The sequence below is a fragment of the Lysinibacillus louembei genome (genome assembly GCF_033880585.1).
Taxonomy (GTDB): domain Bacteria; phylum Bacillota; class Bacilli; order Bacillales_A; family Planococcaceae; genus Metasolibacillus; species Metasolibacillus louembei.
In genome coordinates, this window is record NZ_CP137624.1 from 153,888 (window position 1) to 170,655 (window position 16,768).

The 16,768-nt window shown below is 38.6% G+C and carries 21 protein-coding genes; 4 read left to right on the plus strand and 17 right to left on the minus strand.

Translation table 11 applies throughout. The features are described from left to right. Nucleotides 1-31: 31 nt before the first annotated feature. The 11 genes from R6U77_RS00915 to R6U77_RS00965 all read right to left on the minus strand — a co-directional run bounded on the left by R6U77_RS00915 (nucleotide 32) and on the right by R6U77_RS00965 (nucleotide 3,797). Nucleotides 32-223 carry a hypothetical protein gene (locus tag R6U77_RS00915; RefSeq protein WP_319837059.1) on the minus strand — a complete coding sequence of 64 codons (192 nt, stop codon included), beginning with the start codon at nucleotides 221-223 and terminating at the stop codon, nucleotides 32-34. A gap of 16 nt (nucleotides 224-239) precedes the next feature. Next, nucleotides 240-410: a hypothetical protein gene (locus tag R6U77_RS00920; RefSeq protein WP_319837060.1), complete on the minus strand. Its 171-nt coding sequence runs from the start codon at nucleotides 408-410 to the stop codon at nucleotides 240-242. 192 nt (nucleotides 411-602) lie between these two features. After that, nucleotides 603-935: a hypothetical protein gene (locus tag R6U77_RS00925; protein ID WP_319837061.1), complete on the minus strand. Its 333-nt coding sequence runs from the start codon at nucleotides 933-935 to the stop codon at nucleotides 603-605. A 123-nt stretch (nucleotides 936-1,058) separates the two neighbouring features. Next, complete coding sequence (locus tag R6U77_RS00930; protein WP_319837062.1) at nucleotides 1,059-1,205, minus strand: hypothetical protein; 147 nt, start codon at nucleotides 1,203-1,205, stop codon at nucleotides 1,059-1,061. Nucleotides 1,206-1,376: 171 nt separating this feature from the next. Continuing rightward, the gene (locus R6U77_RS00935) at nucleotides 1,377-1,727 is read right to left on the minus strand and encodes a hypothetical protein (protein ID WP_319837063.1); all 351 of its coding nucleotides are present in this window, start codon (nucleotides 1,725-1,727) and stop codon (nucleotides 1,377-1,379) included. An 11-nt stretch (nucleotides 1,728-1,738) separates the two neighbouring features. Beyond that, on the minus strand, nucleotides 1,739-1,870 hold the full coding sequence (locus R6U77_RS00940; RefSeq protein ID WP_293929060.1) for a hypothetical protein: 132 nt from the start codon (nucleotides 1,868-1,870) through the stop codon (nucleotides 1,739-1,741). A gap of 4 nt (nucleotides 1,871-1,874) precedes the next feature. Beyond that, on the minus strand, nucleotides 1,875-2,135 hold the full coding sequence (locus R6U77_RS00945) for a helix-turn-helix domain-containing protein (protein WP_319837064.1): 261 nt from the start codon (nucleotides 2,133-2,135) through the stop codon (nucleotides 1,875-1,877). A 152-nt stretch (nucleotides 2,136-2,287) separates the two neighbouring features. Then, nucleotides 2,288-2,563, minus strand: a complete 276-nt coding sequence (locus R6U77_RS00950; RefSeq protein WP_319837065.1) for a group-specific protein — start codon at nucleotides 2,561-2,563, stop codon at nucleotides 2,288-2,290. A gap of 37 nt (nucleotides 2,564-2,600) precedes the next feature. Then, on the minus strand, nucleotides 2,601-2,810 hold the full coding sequence (locus R6U77_RS00955; protein ID WP_319837066.1) for a hypothetical protein: 210 nt from the start codon (nucleotides 2,808-2,810) through the stop codon (nucleotides 2,601-2,603). A gap of 2 nt (nucleotides 2,811-2,812) precedes the next feature. Continuing rightward, nucleotides 2,813-3,550, minus strand: a complete 738-nt coding sequence (locus R6U77_RS00960) for a phage antirepressor KilAC domain-containing protein (RefSeq protein WP_319837067.1) — start codon at nucleotides 3,548-3,550, stop codon at nucleotides 2,813-2,815. Between the two features lie 10 nt (nucleotides 3,551-3,560). Beyond that, on the minus strand, nucleotides 3,561-3,797 hold the full coding sequence (locus tag R6U77_RS00965; RefSeq protein WP_319837068.1) for a helix-turn-helix transcriptional regulator: 237 nt from the start codon (nucleotides 3,795-3,797) through the stop codon (nucleotides 3,561-3,563). Nucleotides 3,798-3,962: 165 nt separating this feature from the next. Between R6U77_RS00965 and R6U77_RS00970 the strand changes: the two genes are divergently transcribed. Genes R6U77_RS00970 through R6U77_RS00980 form a run of 3 tightly spaced genes read left to right on the plus strand, consistent with a single transcriptional unit; the run spans nucleotide 3,963 to nucleotide 6,003 of the window. Then, the gene (locus tag R6U77_RS00970; protein WP_319837069.1) at nucleotides 3,963-4,376 is read left to right on the plus strand and encodes a helix-turn-helix domain-containing protein; all 414 of its coding nucleotides are present in this window, start codon (nucleotides 3,963-3,965) and stop codon (nucleotides 4,374-4,376) included. Nucleotides 4,377-4,407: 31 nt separating this feature from the next. After that, nucleotides 4,408-4,854: an ImmA/IrrE family metallo-endopeptidase gene (locus tag R6U77_RS00975; protein ID WP_319837070.1), complete on the plus strand. Its 447-nt coding sequence runs from the start codon at nucleotides 4,408-4,410 to the stop codon at nucleotides 4,852-4,854. Between the two features lie 42 nt (nucleotides 4,855-4,896). Next, a complete protein-coding gene (locus R6U77_RS00980) occupies nucleotides 4,897-6,003 on the plus strand; it encodes a tyrosine-type recombinase/integrase (protein ID WP_319837071.1) in 1,107 nt (368 codons plus the stop codon). An 84-nt stretch (nucleotides 6,004-6,087) separates the two neighbouring features. On the opposite strand, the gene R6U77_RS00985 is transcribed toward R6U77_RS00980, so the two are convergent. The 3 genes from R6U77_RS00985 to R6U77_RS00995 all read right to left on the minus strand — a co-directional run bounded on the left by R6U77_RS00985 (nucleotide 6,088) and on the right by R6U77_RS00995 (nucleotide 11,643). Beyond that, nucleotides 6,088-7,440: a TrkH family potassium uptake protein gene (locus R6U77_RS00985; protein WP_293929706.1), complete on the minus strand. Its 1,353-nt coding sequence runs from the start codon at nucleotides 7,438-7,440 to the stop codon at nucleotides 6,088-6,090. A gap of 115 nt (nucleotides 7,441-7,555) precedes the next feature. Then, nucleotides 7,556-8,317, minus strand: coding sequence for a TerC family protein (locus tag R6U77_RS00990; RefSeq protein WP_319837072.1), 762 nt, complete (start codon nucleotides 8,315-8,317; stop codon nucleotides 7,556-7,558). A 257-nt stretch (nucleotides 8,318-8,574) separates the two neighbouring features. Next, nucleotides 8,575-11,643, minus strand: a complete 3,069-nt coding sequence (locus R6U77_RS00995; protein WP_319837073.1) for an efflux RND transporter permease subunit — start codon at nucleotides 11,641-11,643, stop codon at nucleotides 8,575-8,577. Between the two features lie 241 nt (nucleotides 11,644-11,884). Here R6U77_RS00995 and R6U77_RS01000 point away from each other — a divergent pair, with 241 nt between their 5' ends. Continuing rightward, nucleotides 11,885-13,564: an IS1182 family transposase gene (locus tag R6U77_RS01000; RefSeq protein WP_319837074.1), complete on the plus strand. Its 1,680-nt coding sequence runs from the start codon at nucleotides 11,885-11,887 to the stop codon at nucleotides 13,562-13,564. Here the strand turns inward: R6U77_RS01000 and R6U77_RS01005 are convergent. From R6U77_RS01005 to R6U77_RS01015, 3 genes are all read right to left on the minus strand, one after another. Continuing rightward, the gene (locus R6U77_RS01005) at nucleotides 13,559-15,130 is read right to left on the minus strand and encodes a peptide chain release factor 3 (RefSeq protein WP_319837075.1); all 1,572 of its coding nucleotides are present in this window, start codon (nucleotides 15,128-15,130) and stop codon (nucleotides 13,559-13,561) included. The two genes, R6U77_RS01000 and R6U77_RS01005, sit on opposite strands and share 6 nt — an antisense overlap. Before the next feature lie 31 nt (nucleotides 15,131-15,161). After that, nucleotides 15,162-15,740, minus strand: coding sequence for a VanZ family protein (locus R6U77_RS01010; RefSeq protein WP_319837076.1), 579 nt, complete (start codon nucleotides 15,738-15,740; stop codon nucleotides 15,162-15,164). A 325-nt stretch (nucleotides 15,741-16,065) separates the two neighbouring features. Continuing rightward, entirely contained in the window at nucleotides 16,066-16,749 is a 684-nt protein-coding gene (locus R6U77_RS01015; protein WP_319837077.1) for a hypothetical protein, read from the minus strand. Between the last annotated feature and the right edge of the window lie 19 nt (nucleotides 16,750-16,768).

Sequence of the window (16,768 nt, forward strand, 5' to 3'; positions counted from 1 at the left end):
TACTTGTCCACTGTTCCAGCAGTGGGCTTTTTCATTTGCTGACATTTGCATAACCTTGTTCCACCATGTACTCTCCTAAACACTTAACGTTGCAAAATTTCACATCATCAAATTCAATATGCTTGTCTACTCCATCACCACAATTTTCACAAGTTTCCTCAACTGGATATTTCCCGTCTGGAAAGCCTGTCCGCATCATGTTTTGTACTTCATAACATTCCATACTATTAACCTCCTAACTAAGCGATTTTAGGCTCAACAAACGCCCATGTAGCATTTAAATCAACCTTGTCCATACCTTTGATATGATAGCCATCGAAATAGATTTCTTGCTTCATCTCATTAACAAATGTGTCGCCTGCGATATATGCACCATGAGCGCACGCTTCGATAATTTCCCATAGTTTCATAAGCCAAGCCCCTCCCTTGCTACTTTTTAACAATGCGTTGCTTCCAATCCAAGTATTCGGCTGACACTTTTTCATTAAGCTGAGCCTTGCAATAACTGCAAAACGTGTCGTTTTCGTACCACGTGTAATAAACTATCTCGCCAGCCGAAAATCGCTTACGACACTCTCCACAATGCGTGTGTGCTGCTACTTTCAAATTAACCTACCCCTTTCATCTTCCATCTCTTCCAATACACCATTGCGCCAACAAGGCTCGCAAAGCACATCGACCTTATACATTTCGGGATAAGGAAAAACCTGTCCACGTCGCTTAAAATCTCTGCTGACATCACCACAGTTTTTGCATTCTGCATATACGATTTTGCTAGCGCTCCAAGATGGCTCAAACTCCGCTTGCAATTCAAACTCACCTTCGCAGTTCTCGCATTCCCAATCCGTCGTGTTGTCACTGTTTAAATCTGACAATGCGCCAGTCACAATGTTTTCGTACTCACAATATGGGCACTTGACTTTATTACCCTGCATTCATTTCACCACCTTCCCGATGGTCTTCCCATCAAGCAGCCTACAAACAGGTAACCAACCTGCGAGGAGGTCTTTATAGACTGCTTGACGAGAGCGAAATTGCTTTCGCAAACGCCATGCGTATTAAAGTACATCTTCCAATGTAAGTTTTTGATTGCTAATAAAAACATGCACATACGCTTCAACGCGCTCTAATTTTGTTTGATTATCAAGTGTTGTGTCCTCCAATACTTGATTGATAGCTACAATAGTTGATTCACACTCAGTCATAAAAATCTCTCCTTTTTCCCACCCTGTGTGTTATAATGAGACTTACATATTAATATCAACTTTCCTTTGTACTGGCTGTTTAATCGTTGGAGCGATTAAGCAGCTTTTTTAATGCACTCTGACATGCACACAATGCACTGTTCTGTTGTTAAGCTTGTCCACTTCCATGACCTAAACCACTTCATCTGCTTCACCTACTATCTCCAGTTTCCTTAAATCAATACGTGCTATTCGTATCCCCTTCATCGTCCCTTTAACCCCGGTATGACCATAAGCCGCCCTATTTCGCACCGTTGGTGTAGCAAGATTTAAATACGATGTCACTTCTTTAGCTGATCCTTCAAACACTAGTTGACCGTCACGATAGACTGTATACCTATACATGTCCTTTCTAGGAGCAAAATCGTGTTTGCCATAGCCAATCAACTCACGTAACTTTTTGACCTCTGCAACCAATGCAGGATTGCTCTGCCAGTTTGGTGTGTCCAACTCTATTTGTGCTAAACGTACAGCTGGTTTCATAGTTTCATCACCTACCAAAAATTAATTGCGAAAATAATAGTTAATATAATTGCCCCACCTAATAGTGCAAGATAAGTCAAATCGCTATCACTAAGCTCTCGCCAGTCATCAATCATAAAAAAGTAATCTAGTAACCATTTCATTGTTTCACCACCAAATTATCATCGCTGGAACTAGTGTCAGCATGTGCGCTGCTTGTGCGATTACATCTGCACCAAACATGATGATTGCTGCCTGTGCCTCACAACCAGTTACTTGCGTCCAACGGACCAACGAAAATGGATCAATTACCTGTTCATCATTCTCAATTTTAGAAATAGCCGAGCGACTTTTATGTATTGCCTCAGCCATTTCAGATTGAGTCATTTTTGCTTTTACTCTAAATTTTTTCAAATGTACACCTTGCATATTTTTCTTCCTTCCAATTTCCTTAGTGTTCGAAATTAGAACATGTTCCCACATCGAACACATGTATATTAAATTTTGTTGTATTATTTAGTTAGCAAGTTAACTTGCATTGAGCTATTGCCCTAGCTCTTCTTAAAACCGATAGCCCTCGGTTATGGCTGCTTATCAAGCCAAGTTTCAAGATAAGCAGCAACCTTTTTTGGCGACATTAACCACTTTCCACCAACTTTCTTTTTTGGGAAGTCAGGTAGCCAAAAAAATGTATTAAACACAAAACTACGTGACATACAAGTTTTTTCGCAAAGCTTGTTTACATCCCAAAAGACAAATTCGTTTTCTACTTGATCTAACCTTGCTTTAGCCTCCTTGCGCATTTCTTCTTGAGCCATGTCAAGAAATTGTGCTTCATCAAATTGAATTAGCCCCATACTTTCCCTCCTTACATATGGCGCTTTTGCGCCTTCCTCATTCATTTAAACTTTCAGCGAATTTAATAGAATCTTGAAGCACTTCGATAATTTGTTTTGCCTCGTCAACTCCGATATAAACTTCTGCAACATCTCTTTTACCATCTTCATAAAATGAAGATAATGAAAACAAAAATCCACAATCCTCACCGATTTGTGTTTTTACCTCAAAATTAGCGTCGCCCATCGAAATATTCTTAATAGTCATTTTTATGCTCCTTCGTTTTTAAATTCTTTGTATAAAATCTCCAATAGAGCAACTTGCCCTTTACCCGTAATGAGAGGCGTTCCTTTTTGGACATCTCCATCTGTTCTAGCGATGATAGCGGGGCGAACTCTGAACCAACCATTTTCAATATAACGCTGTTTAGGTAGATTCTTTTCAGCGCCTTCTTGACGTATTAAGTAGCCGTTGTCACGAAGCCATGCCATTAACTTATTACGACCGATGTTTATTCCGTGTTTTTCGTATATCATTTTTGCGAATGTACCTATATTTACTGCTCCATCTGAAATCGCCACAACTCGTCCGAATTTTGTATATGGCTTGTCTTCTTGAATTTGAGTTTCGAGTTGAATGATTTTCTGTTGTTGAAAGTCCATAGCACGTTTGATAACCATTTCCGGACTATTCCAAAGACGTTCAAGGTGCAAGAAATACTGTCGCGCTTGTTTACCCTTTTCATTACGTTGAATCATAGAAATTTCTTTCGCCATATCTAATTTCAATGCGTGGTCAGTGATTTTTCGTATACCGCCGAAAGCCGTTACGTCAGGCTCATTTTTGAGAAACACGGTGAAATCAACATTTTCAGTGAATCCGTAGTCAAACATCCTTTTAATCCAGTCCATATACTTAGTGCTAATACCTAAAAACTCATGAAGCTCACGACCACTTACAATGATTTCCCCTTGCTCATTAGTTGCTGTTTGGATTAGTTGATCCATATAAACCCTCCTATGCTAATTTCTTAAGAAACATATCGTGTCTATTTTCCGCAAAAAAAATTGAATCTACAGTCGTTTGGTAATAATCCGCGATTTTTTTTGCGAGAGGTAAAGACGGTGTTCTATCCCCACGTTCAATAGCTCCTAACATCTGTGGTGTTATACCTAAGTCTGCCGCCACATCAGTTCGCCCTTTATTTCCACGTAATTCAATTAAACGAGCGCGAATGTTATTGGGGTTTTTCATGATATCACCTCCTTTAAGAAACGTTTTGTTTCTGAATTAATCCCATCTTATCAGAAACGTTTTGTTTCTGTCAATACTTTTAAGAAACTTTTTGTTTCTTTTTTTACTTTTTAGTAGAAACGTAGAGTTTCTGCTTATATAATCAATTTCGAAGAGGTGAAAAGTATGTTTTCTGAACGGTTGAAAAAACTAAGGAAGTCAAAAAATCTAAGTCAATATGAATTGGCAGATAGATTAGGTTTTTCAAGAGGGAAATTAGCAAATTATGAGCAAGGAACACGTGAACCAGATTTCTCTACATTAGAGTTAATCGCTAAATTCTTTGATGTATCAACTGATTATTTGTTAGGTGTAGGAAGCAGTAAGACCGAATATGACAATAAAGCAGAAAAAGACATCGCCAAACGTTTGAAACAGTTCGAAGCAGACCTCGAAAATTCGGACGGTCTAGCCTTTGACGGCGAACCTTTAAGCGATGAAGCAAAAGAATCGTTACTGGAATCAATGGAATTACTACTTAGACAAACCCAGCGAATCAATAAAAAATATACGCCAAAGAAATACAGAAACGATGAATAAAAAGTATAAACTATAGTGTAAAGCGAAGTGATTGCGATTGTGGATAAAAAACATAGTTAAACAATTACAAGAGAAATATAATACTGGATGCCCTTACTCTCTAGCTACACACTTGAATATTCACGTACTACAACACGACTTACATCACGAAATTAACGGATATTACAAATATGACAGGCGCAATCGGTATATTGTGATAAATAACAATTTAGATAAACAGATGCAACGCGTTGTCTGTGCTCATGAATTAGGACACGCAGTATTGCACAAAAGAGTTAACACACCGTTCATGCGAAATAATACACTTTTATCTGTTGATAAAATCGAGCGTGAAGCTAATAAATTTGCAGCAGAATTGTTAATAACGGATAGTGATTTATTTGATTTTCATGAACAAAAAACAATATATGATGTAGCTACCTTACATAATGTTCCTATTCAACTTGCGGAACTGAAATATAAGGGGCTATTTTTATAAATATCAAAAGAACAAATGTTCTAAAAAGTATGAGGTGATAATATGGCGTACTATCGCAAACGCGGTAACTCTTGGGAATATAGAATAAAATACAATGAAAGTGGACAACAAAAAACATTATCTAAAAGTGGATTCTCTTCTAAATCCGCTGCACGTGCTGCTGCAATATTAGTTGAAGAAAAATTGTTTAAAGGTGGCATTGATGAAGTACGTAAGGGAGAAATGTTGTTTGAGGACTGGGTACAACGCTACAAAAAAATCCATGATTCCCAGCGCCGTGAATCCAGTAATGTTTCAGCTGAAAATGGACAAAAAAAGTTATTAGCACGATTTAGTGGCTATAAATTAAAGAACATAAATCGTGAAGAATACCAAATCTTTATAAATGAATTATTATTTGAACATGATTATAGTAAGAACACCGTTGACAGAATACATGGTGAAATGATGTCTATTATCAATACTGCTGTGGAACACGAACGACTTGAGAAAAATAAATTACGTTCTATTTCTATCAAAAAAGATGAAGACAACAATAAAATAATATTTTTGACTTTAGAGGAATCACAAAAGTTGCTAGAAGTTATGGAAACACAAGAAATGTTTAAAAAAGTGATGGTGCATATTTTACTCAAAACAGGTATTCGTAGCGGCGAACTTTTGGGTTTAATGTGGAAAGATATAAGCTTTGAAAATCAAACTATGACAATTGATCGTCAACGCACTCGAGACGGCTTAGGACCGTTAAAAACTGATGCATCATATCGAACAATAGTTATTGACGACGAGTTAAATGACTTATTAAAAGAATTTCAAGCATGGCAAGAAGAAAATAAATCTAATGATGATACTTATATAGAATCAGAGTATGTCATGGTAGATGAAACAGGCAAGTTATTTTATCATACAAAACCACAAGATATGATGAAAAACTTTTTACGTTATGCTAAAATACCTGAAAGAAAATCAACACATTTACTACGACACACACATGCTGTTTTATTGTTAGAGGCAGGGGTCGATATTAAAACAGTATCCACTAGGTTGGGGCATAAAAATATAAATATTACAGCAAACACATATTTGCATGTCACTCAAAATCATGAACAAAAATCCATCGAAAAATTTATAAACTACCTCAATTTTTGAGCTTCAGGGGTCAAAAAGGGGACAAATGCTATTATCCCCTTCAATAATCCCTTATAAACCCTGATATAAAGCCACCTATTTTATTTACCCAATAATTACCCGTTCCTTTGGATAATGGTATTTCAATTTTTTCGTATTGCCACCTAGCGTATATAAAAACGAAATAATGCCGACACGCCCGATAAACATTAGCACCATGATGACTAGCTTACCAAATGTCGATAAATCGTTTGTAATGCCAAGAGACATACCACATGTTCCGAATGCGGAGGTAATTTCAAAGATTAGCTGTGTCGCTGTTGCATGTGGCTCTGAAATTAACAGCATAATCGTTGCTAAAAATACCATAAATAATGCTAATGTAATGACAACAAATGAGCGGAACACATCAATCATATGCACTTCACGTCCGAATATTTGAATCTCCTCACGACCATTTGCATATGAAATTAAAAATAAAATGGCAATTGCAAACGTCGTTGTGCGAATCCCCCCACCAACTGAGCTAGGCGATGATCCGATAAACATTAAAAAGCTCATAAAGACATCTGTCGCCTCACCGAATGTTTGCACATCATAAGTTGTTAAACCTGCTGAGCGTGTCGAAACGGAATGGTACATCGCTGAAAAAAATGCCTCATGCCATGACATTCCTTTAAATGAATGAAAGCTTTCGAGTGCTAAAATGCCGAATGTACCAATAATAAACAAGATGCCATATGTTGCTGTCGTAATTTTCGTAAATAGACTAAAGCGGAATGTTGGATCTTTTTTCATTAAAAACAGCTTCAATTCAATTAATACAGGGAAGCCGATTGCGCCAAGCACAATTAATAGCATCGTGACAAATTGCACGAAATAATCCAAATGGAATGGCTGTAAGCTCATGCCTGTAATATCAAAGCCGCCGTTTGTCGTTGCCGAAATGGATGTGAAAATACCATGTGTTAATGCTTCTTGCCATGTATCAAAATAACGCTTAAAATGCAAGGTTAGCACAATTGCTCCAGCAGCCTCGATGAAAAATAATATTTTCACGATTTCGCGAATTAATTGGACAACGCCTGATAATTTATATTGATTATGGTCAATCATAATTAATTGTCTTTCACGCATGCCAATTCGCTTACCTACAAGTAACCAAATAAATGTACCAAGCGACATAATGCCGATTGCCCCTAATTGCAAAACAATTAGCAGCATAACAAGTCCAAATGTCGTATACGTTTCCGAAATATCAAAAACAGTTAAGCCTGTTACACTGACTGCACTTACTGCTGTAAATAATGTATCTAAATAAGCGACTTCAATGCCCTCCTGATGCACCCATGGCAATCGAAGTAAAAAAAATGATGTTGCAATCGCTATAAAATAATAAGATACAAGTAGCTGGAATGGCGTAACTAATCTTAGTTGCTTCTTTTTCTTTTTCATCAAAATGCCCTTTCCTTCTCTAAGTAGTCATTAGTATAGACAATGTTAGGAAAAAAGAAAAGGGGTATAACTCACTAAAAAAGCAACTATCGAAAAGTTATCCGATAGTTGCCTTCAATTAAGCCTCTTGTTTTTTATTTTTCGCTACGCTGAAGAAGTAACCACCTGCTGCGATTGCTACTAACACAACCCAGAATGTCACTTTCCATAATGTTGAATGTGGAAAATCGTGTGGAATTAACGCTACTTTTTCATGTGCTAATGTTAAAATAACTAATTTAACCCCTACCCAGCCAACAATTAAAAATGCCGCTGTTTCAAGAGATGGTAGCTTGTTCAATATTTTTACAAACCATTGCGCTGCAAAACGCATAATGATTAAGCCAATTAAACCACCTAGGAACATTACTGAGAATTGCCCTGCGTTAATGCCGCCAACATGATATTCTGTCAAATGTGGTAATGTCACTGCAATCGCTACTGCTGCAAGCATTGAGTCGATTGCGAACGCAATATCAGCTAACTCTACCTTCACAACCGTCATCCAGAAGCCAGAGCCTTTCTTTTCCTTCACTTGCTCTTCACCATCGTCTTTTTTGAACTTTGCATCATAAATATGTTTAGCTGAAATAAATAATAAATAGGCTGCACCTAAAGCTTGAATTTGCCAATAGTTAACAAGTATCGTGATTAAAAATAAAGCAGCAAATCTAAATATAAATGCCCCGAATAATCCATAAAATAAAGCCTTCTTTTGTTGTTCCTGCGGTAAATGCTTTACCATAACTGCCATAACGACTGCATTGTCGGCTGCAAGCAAGCCTTCCAATACAACAAGTACAACAAGTACCCATGCGTATTCTAATAATATTGCTTCCATTATCAATTCCTCCTCTATCTTTTGTATACCCATTTCCTATACTTTTAAGGCAACAAAAAAGACCTATGCCTAAAAAACAGGCAAAGGTCTTGCTAAGCAAATTCATTGCTATCACACCCGATGGCAATCACCATGTAATGACGAATGTGAAATAAGTTCATTAAGGCTGCAAGGTGCAGTCCCTCAGTTCTTATAGCTACTCCCCTTTGACATAATGTCAATGGATATTCAACTGTAGGAATAGTATACTTGAAACTTTATGATTTCGCAACCCATTTCTTTAGATGGCGTGTTTCCTTATCCATCAAGCTATAAATAATTGGCACAATGAATAACGTAAGCACTGTTGAAGCGAAAAGCCCTCCTATGACAACAATTGCCATTGGCTGATTGAGTTCAGTTCCTTCACCAATGCCAAGCGCCAATGGAATTAATCCAAGCATCGTTGTTAAGGCGGTCATCAAAATCGGTCGCAAACGATCCTGGCAGGCAATTAAAATCGCTTCAGCAGATGACTTGCCTTGCTCTTTTTGCTGATTCATATAATCAACGAGTACAATACCATTGTTTACAACAATACCTACTAACACCAATATCCCGATGATTGCTGTGATGCTAAGCAATGTATTCGTTATAAACAAAGCAAGTGCCACACCTATAACCATTAAAGGTACACTAAATAACATAATGAACGGATATTTAAATGACTCAAACTGTGCTGCCATTACAATATAAACTAAAACAAGTGCCAAGCATATTGCGAGTATCATATCATTTTTCGCACTATCAAATAGCTCGCGATCTCCACTAAATATCACGCGTGTCGTGTCCTTTAACTGCACTTCCGCAATCGCTTTGTCCACCTTTGCTGAAATGCCGCTTAACGATTCCTTTGTCGCATATTGAACGAAAAAGGCGACTGCTGAAGCTTGATCTGAGCGTCGAATCGCTGTTGGTCTTTGGGCTAATTCGATTGTAGCCACATCTTCTAGTGCAACAAAAAGACCTGCTGGTGTGCGCAATTTCATGCTTTTTAGCGCCTCAATGCTCTTATTAAAAGTATCGCCAAAGCTCGTCATAACAGGTAAAACAACGCCATCTTCTGCGATAATTTGCGTTGTATAAAGACTACGTGTCATGCTTCCTACCGTTTGTGCAATTTGCGCAGGCAACATGCCGTAATCCTTCGCTGCTTGTTGCTTGACCTCGATATGAATTTCTTCAACTGTGCTATCTAAATCGGTCGTTACCTCACTTACTGTATCAATTTCCTCTACTGCTTGTTGAATGGCAAACACCGCTTCTTGCAATTGCGTTTCATTTGAATCGGTTACACGAAATGTCAATGTATTTGGTGTCGAGCCAGATGATGAAGTTAAAGAAAATTCGATTTCTGCACGCTCTTCAACGATTTCGGCTAAATCCTGTTCCATCGTCTCTACAAGCTCAAAAATTGATTTGTTGCGCTCTGCAACTGGTACAAGCTTAATATAAAGCTCCGCTTCATTTGTTCGACTCGTACCACGTGACATCGATTGTTGGTTTCCGCCAATTACACTGACAACAACATCTACCTCTTGAAATGGCTGTATGTAATCCTCAATATCTGCTACAACCTGTTCTGTTGCGTCGATAGATGAGCCAGCCTTCAATTGTACTTGCAATGATACATAGCCCTCATCTGTTGATGGAATAAATTCAGTGCCTGTACGGTAAAGCATAAAGCCTGTTACCGCAAATAAAATAGCTGTCGTAATTAAAACAAGGGCGCGATGATGCAATCCCCAGCGAATCATTTTGTCATATGCTTGATAAAATTTTGACTCTTTGCGTCGTTGTGCTAAATTGGTCATTTTTGGCTTTAATAAATAGCTTGCAAGCATTGGAACAACCGTTAATGCAACAACAAGTGAGGCGAATAAACTAAATGCAATCGTTAAGGCGAACTCCGTAAAAATTCGTCCGATTAAGCCTGTAATAAAAACAACTGGTAAAAATACAGCAACTGTCGTTAATGTAGATGCAATAATGGCAAGGCTGACTTCCTTTGTACCATTTAAGGCTGCCTCTTTTGGTGATTTACCAAGCGCCATATGACGCTCAATATTTTCGATAACAACAATGGCATTATCGACGAGCATCCCAATACCTAATGCAAGCGCACCAAGCGTCATAATATTTAAGGAAAAATCGGCAAAATAAATAAGCACAAATGTCACAATCACCGAGTAAGGAATCGCAATCCCAACAATTAAAGGACTAATAAAGCTACGTAAAAAAACAAAGAGGACAAGCATTGCAAAAAGACCACCAAATAGCAAAGAAGAAGTAATATTATCAATGGCTAAGCGCACATAATCGCCTTGGTCAAACAATACATGTGCTGTCACATCTACGTACTGTGGCTGAGCTAACAGTTTTGCTAATGCTTCTTGAAAAGCATCTGATACTTGTGCGGTATTAGCATCCGATTGTTGTAAAACTGAGATTAATAGTGCAGGATAATCATTTGCCCGTGTAATCGTTGCTTGTGGCTGCTCGGCACGCTCTACAGCAGCAATATCTCGCAACAGCAGCGATTCTCCCGTCAATGGATTAACCGAAATAATCAGCTCTGCAATTTGTTCAGGAGATGTAAAGAGACTCACAATGCGTGTCGTTAATTGCTGCCCTTCTATTGACACCGTCTCCCCTGGCAAGGAAATATTATTTGCCTGTACAAGCTGCATAATATCTGTTTGCGTTAAACCTTTCTCTTGTAATTTGTCCGCATCTAACACTATGCGAATTTCCTCAACAATTTTCCCAGAAACGTTCACGCTTGCGACTCCCTCTGTTCGCTTTAGCTCCTGCTCTAACGATTCAGCCAACTGTCGTATGTCTACATTAGCGCTTTCCGCCTGTAAGCCTAGTTGAATAATTGGAAATTGCGATGGATCAAATTTCATAAATGATGGCTTCCCTACTCCCTCAGGTAACGAAACCATATCTAAACGCTGCATAATCTCTGTTTGCATCACATTCATATCTGTCGTCCAGCTAAATTCTACAATCGTTAAATTAGCACCTTCCTGTGCGGTAGACTGCAATCGTTTAATGCCAGGCAATGTAGCCAAGCTACTTTCCAAAGGCTTCGTCACTTTTTCATTGACTTCAAGCGGGCTTGCCCCTGGATAGCTCGTCACCACAACGCCAATCGGTGGATTTAAATTCGGAATAAGTGTCACCGGTATTTTAAAAAGTGAGACTGCCCCTAAAATAAGGACGAGTGCCATCGTCACAATTGTAAAAACAGGGCGCCTCACAAAAAATTCAGTTACTTTCATTTTATATACTCCTTCATCTTCATTACTCTAGCTTCACCTTCTTTATTCGACATTATGCACATCATTACCTGTTGAAGAGCCAAAGAAAGAGGCTGGGACAAAACCCATCCCCAAATTCAAAAGCCGGTGAAATTTTACAATCAGTAAAATTTCACCGGCTTTCATTTTTGGATTAAAAATAAGGATCTCTTCTGATAAAATTAAGTTACCACACAAAATCAATCTAGAAAGAAGGATCCTTATGTTTAAAGATTATAACATGAATCAATTAGTTTTACCGCTGGATGTTGAAATAAAATTACAAGAACACGATATCGCCTTCTCTATTCATCAATTAGTGGAAAGTATCCCCACAGAAGCTTTCGCTCCTTTTCTGCAACAAACCGGCTGTCCAGCCTATCACCCACGTATGATGCTCAAGCTCATTTTATGTGGCTATACCCAATCAGCGTTCTCTGGTCGCCGAATTGAAGACCTGACGAAAGATAGCCTTCGTATGATGTGGCTTGCGCAAGGCTATCAACCAAGTTACCGTACCATCAATCGTTTCCGTGTTCACCCATTGACAAAGGAATTGCTTCGTCAATGTTTCGTGCAATTCCGTTGTCAACTGGTGAAGGAGGACCTGATTGCGCAAGAAGCCATTTTTATTGACGGCACGAAAATCGAAGCAAATGCGAACAAATTCACCTTTGTGTGGAAACGTTCGATTGAAAAATATGAAGCGAGTTTGGTGGAAAAATCAAACCAGCTGTATGAGGAATTACTGCACCAACAAATTATACCAGCCATCGAACAAGAAGTGGAAACGCAGCTGTCCATCACTGAATTAAAGCAGGTGGCAGAAAAATTAGAAGAAGTCGTAGCCGACTATACAGAAAGAATCGAGCAATCCGAAAAGGCACAAGAGCGAAAGCAGCTACGAAGTGAACGAAAAACACCGAAACAACAATGGAAGCAAGTAAACGAGTGGATCACCCGCAAACAGAAATATGAACGAGATTTTGCGATTTTCGGCAAACGGAATAGCTATGCCAAAACAGACCCTGATGCAACTTTTATGCGCATGAAGGATGACTACATGCAAAATGGCCAATTAAAAGCGGGCTACAATTTACAAATTGCGACAGAGGGACAGTACACATTGGCTTATGGCATTTATGCGAATCCAACGGATACGAAAACGTTGATTCCCTTCTTGGATGAAATCGAGAGACGCTATTTTCAATTGCCACAACATATCGTAGCCGATGCCGGCTATGGTAGTGAGCCAAACTATGAAGATGTACGAAACAACCGAAAGTGTGAACCTGTGATTCCCTATACGCATTATCGAAAAGAGCAAAGCAAAAAATACCAACAAGACCCCTTCCGAACAAGTAACTGGATGTATGATGAAGAGTTGGATACCTATATCTGTCCATACCAGCAAAAAGTAACGTTCCGCTATGAGTCAACACAAGAAGACAAAGAAGGATTCCAACGAACGTTTCGTATCTATGAATGCGAAGACTGTACCGGTTGTCCATTTCGAGAGAAATGTACGAAAGCCCAAGAAGGCAAGTCACGGAAAATCAAGGTAAATGAAAACTGGGAACAACAAAAAGCATATGTACGTACAAAGCTTTCAGAAGCCAAAGCAGGAACTCTCTACCGTCAACGAAAAGTAGATGTAGAACCAGTTTTTGGCTGTCTGAAGGCTAATTTAGGTTTTACTCGCTTTTCGGTTCGTGGTCAATCGAAGGTGGAAAACGAAATCGGCTTCGCTTTGATGGCCGTGAATCTACGAAAGTATAGGTGGAAGAGGAAATCTTCTTCCAGTTCTTCCTTTCACACATCAAAAAATCGAAATCACCTGATGCGATTTCGATTTTTTGTATGGACTAGAACTATTTATGTCCCAGCCTCTACAGTATTATAATAAGCTATATAATTTAATATTTTCGTTCTTCTCTGAGAACCAGCGCATTGCGAATTCATTTTCGAATAAAAACACTAAGTTATCGAAGCGATCCTTCACTAGCATTGAACGTGCAGAGGACATCGATTCCTTCACATCGTCCTCATTTTCAATCCAACGGGCGATTTTGCTGCCAACTGGCTCCATTTTGACTTCCACATTGTATTCATTTTTCATGCGATGCTCGAATACTTCAAATTGTAATTGACCTACAGCACCTAGCAATACTTCTTCAGTGTGTAGCGTTTTATAATATTGAATTGCGCCTTCCTGTACAAGCTGTAAAATCCCTTTATGGAATTGCTTGGATTTCATAACATTTTTGGCGCTAACACGCATAAATAACTCCGGTGTAAATTGCGGTAATTTTTCAAATTGGAATGTTTTTTTACCACCAACAACCGTATCACCAATTTGATACGTGCCTGTATCATATAAACCGATAATATCACCTGCAACAGCTTCCTCCACCGTTTCACGGTCATCAGCTAAAAACTGCGTTGACTGCGACACTTTAAATGACTTGCCTGTACGCGATAAAGTCATATTCATCCCGCGCTCAAATTTACCAGATACGATACGCACAAAGGCAATACGGTCACGGTGCGCAGGGTTCATATTTGCTTGGATTTTGAAAATAAAGCCTGAAAATTCCTCATACTCAATTGGGTCAATAAACTGCTCATCCTCTGTTAAGCGAGGCTGTGGTGTTGGAGCAAATTGTAAATATGTTTCTAAAAATGTTTGCACACCAAAGTTTGTTAGAGCCGAGCCAAAAAATACAGGCGTTAACTCACCACGGCGAATTTTCTCCTCTGAATACTCATTGCCAGCCTCATCCAATAGTAAAATATCGTCCATTGCCTGTGAATAATAAGAAGTCACTTTCATTGGGTGGTCAACTGCTAATCCACCTTCCTCATCAAGCGGTAAAAAGCGCTCTGCTTCCTCTGTACGGAACTGCTCAATACGTTTATTGTAGCGATCATAAATACCTAAAAACTCTTTTCCCATACCGATTGGCCAGTTCATAGGATATGCGTTAATGCCTAGCACTTCCTCTAGCTCCTCGATTAATTCTAGAGGCTCTTTCCCTTGACGATCCAGTTTATTAATAAATGTAAAAATCGGAATACCGCGCATTTTACAAACTTTAAATAGCTTTAATGTTTGTGCCTCAATCCCTTTTGCCGCATCGACAACCATGACTGCGCTATCTACTGCCATTAATGTACGATACGTATCCTCAGAGAAATCTTGGTGTCCTGGTGTATCTAAAATGTTGACACGATGTCCATTGTAATCAAACTGCATAACAGAAGATGTCACTGAAATACCACGCTGCTTCTCAATTTCCATCCAGTCAGACGTTGCAAACTTGCCTGATTTTTTTCCTTTTACTGTACCCGCATCACGAATCGCGCCACCGAATAATAAAAGCTTTTCGGTAATTGTCGTTTTCCCAGCATCCGGGTGACTAATAATCGCAAATGTGCGACGTGCTAATATATCTTGCTCTAAAGTCATAATTTTTTCCGTCTCCTTTTTCTATCCTAACTTATTTTAAAAGAGTTGCCCCTGATGTTACAACCTTTTTTCTTAGAAATTGCGCAATCTGATACAAAATATAGCCCATCACAATGGCAATCGCATTTAATAAAATATCATCCACATCTGTACTGCGACCGATAAAAAGCTGGGTGCCCTCTATAAACAGTGGAATTGCTAACGAAACGAACAGCATTTTCCACATGCTACGCATATTTGTCCATAATAAAGGGATAAAAAAGCCAAATGGAATAAATAAAATAATATTGCCTGCTAAATTATAAAAGGCAATCTCGGCTATCGGTCCATGCAGTTGGGTCATATACAAAGAGATTGTTTGAAAAGGGGTGAAATTATGCCGTAAGAAAGCTGGCTCCAATTGCAAAACGATGCGCCCATTTTCAAACCAATACTCTGGCAAAATCGTTTGCGAAAAAATGCTAATGCAGAAGCAGAAAAATAATAGCATCACGGTTTCACGTTGCTTATGCACAATGCGCCGCCTCATCCAAAGAAAGCGCAATAATCCGTAAATCGGAAGTGTCAGCACACAATATAAAAGCATGCTAACTAAAAAAGACTGAATCATATATGTTACTCCTTTAAAAGAAGGTGCACTGCTTTCCTGAAAAAACCCCTTGGATACAATGCTTTCACCCTTCGTTCTCAATCAATTACGCCTCAGTTAACTCTTGTCCAGTTTTGTTCTAACCTAAAAGCGTCAAAGCCTTTGCGACAACAGGATGTTGGTCACTCAGTGAGTGTTTGAACACCCCCTGAGGAAAAAGCAATTGAAGCATTCATTATGCTTGACGCTATGCCTTTAGTATAGAAAACATTTTGCTCCTGCGGTTACTCGTCGCAGATTTCTTTTGCTGAATCATAATAAATCTATTTTGAATTTTTATCGTTAGTTATTTCATTTGCGATAGTTCGTCCATAATCACTTTCTGTATTTCATCATTTCCAACTGCGCCATTATGGAATACATTTGATTCACTCCAATATAGCTGTCTAAACGATACACCATTCTGTAGCTCAATTTCTAAAAATATGCGTAATCCTTCTTGCTCGATTAGTTCTACATCCTCTAGTTTCAATGAATAAAATGCGTTTAAAAATCGCTCTTTTGCAGACTGTGTGAATGTATGTAATCTCCTGCCATCCTCTGTGCTTTCAATATATATATTTTTCACAAGCTGCCGCATCGGATAAAGCTCCTCTACTGTTTTGGCACTTTCATTTAAGCGCGCCACATAAACAGCATCATTTGCAGCGACAAGTAAGGTAGTTGGATAGCCTTTTATTTCATAAATTGCTGTATCTTTTTCTAAATAGGTGGCATGCCCATTTTGCATTTGATGATGAATCCCTGCGCGGTCCTCCATTTTATACATTACCTGACCAATTTCCTGTCCTCGTTCAATTATGACTGGAGAATCTTCATCCATTGGCTTAGGATAGTGACGTTCATATTGTATATCATTAAGCATTAGTATATCTATCCATTCGATTGTTGAATGACTAAGAGGTTCTTGAATATGCTGACAACCAACTATTAGCAAAATAAGTAATGGCATAATGATAATCTTTTTCATACTCAACCTCCTGTAACCA

Coding starts and splice junctions, on each gene's coding strand:
- R6U77_RS00915 (WP_319837059.1), bottom strand. CDS start 223: ATGGAATGTTATGAAGTACAAAACATGATGCGGACAGGCTTTCCAGAC.
- R6U77_RS00920 (WP_319837060.1), bottom strand. CDS start 410: ATGAAACTATGGGAAATTATCGAAGCGTGCGCTCATGGTGCATATATC.
- R6U77_RS00925 (WP_319837061.1), bottom strand. CDS start 935: ATGCAGGGTAATAAAGTCAAGTGCCCATATTGTGAGTACGAAAACATT.
- R6U77_RS00930 (WP_319837062.1), bottom strand. CDS start 1,205: ATGACTGAGTGTGAATCAACTATTGTAGCTATCAATCAAGTATTGGAG.
- R6U77_RS00935 (WP_319837063.1), bottom strand. CDS start 1,727: ATGAAACCAGCTGTACGTTTAGCACAAATAGAGTTGGACACACCAAAC.
- R6U77_RS00940 (WP_293929060.1), bottom strand. CDS start 1,870: ATGAAATGGTTACTAGATTACTTTTTTATGATTGATGACTGGCGAGAG.
- R6U77_RS00945 (WP_319837064.1), bottom strand. CDS start 2,135: ATGCAAGGTGTACATTTGAAAAAATTTAGAGTAAAAGCAAAAATGACT.
- R6U77_RS00950 (WP_319837065.1), bottom strand. CDS start 2,563: ATGGGGCTAATTCAATTTGATGAAGCACAATTTCTTGACATGGCTCAA.
- R6U77_RS00955 (WP_319837066.1), bottom strand. CDS start 2,810: ATGACTATTAAGAATATTTCGATGGGCGACGCTAATTTTGAGGTAAAA.
- R6U77_RS00960 (WP_319837067.1), bottom strand. CDS start 3,550: ATGGATCAACTAATCCAAACAGCAACTAATGAGCAAGGGGAAATCATT.
- R6U77_RS00965 (WP_319837068.1), bottom strand. CDS start 3,797: ATGAAAAACCCCAATAACATTCGCGCTCGTTTAATTGAATTACGTGGA.
- R6U77_RS00970 (WP_319837069.1), top strand. CDS start 3,963: ATGTTTTCTGAACGGTTGAAAAAACTAAGGAAGTCAAAAAATCTAAGT.
- R6U77_RS00980 (WP_319837071.1), top strand. CDS start 4,897: ATGGCGTACTATCGCAAACGCGGTAACTCTTGGGAATATAGAATAAAA.
- R6U77_RS00990 (WP_319837072.1), bottom strand. CDS start 8,317: ATGGAAGCAATATTATTAGAATACGCATGGGTACTTGTTGTACTTGTT.
- R6U77_RS00995 (WP_319837073.1), bottom strand. CDS start 11,643: ATGAAAGTAACTGAATTTTTTGTGAGGCGCCCTGTTTTTACAATTGTG.
- R6U77_RS01000 (WP_319837074.1), top strand. CDS start 11,885: ATGTTTAAAGATTATAACATGAATCAATTAGTTTTACCGCTGGATGTT.
- R6U77_RS01005 (WP_319837075.1), bottom strand. CDS start 15,130: ATGACTTTAGAGCAAGATATATTAGCACGTCGCACATTTGCGATTATT.
- R6U77_RS01010 (WP_319837076.1), bottom strand. CDS start 15,740: ATGATTCAGTCTTTTTTAGTTAGCATGCTTTTATATTGTGTGCTGACA.
- R6U77_RS01015 (WP_319837077.1), bottom strand. CDS start 16,749: ATGAAAAAGATTATCATTATGCCATTACTTATTTTGCTAATAGTTGGT.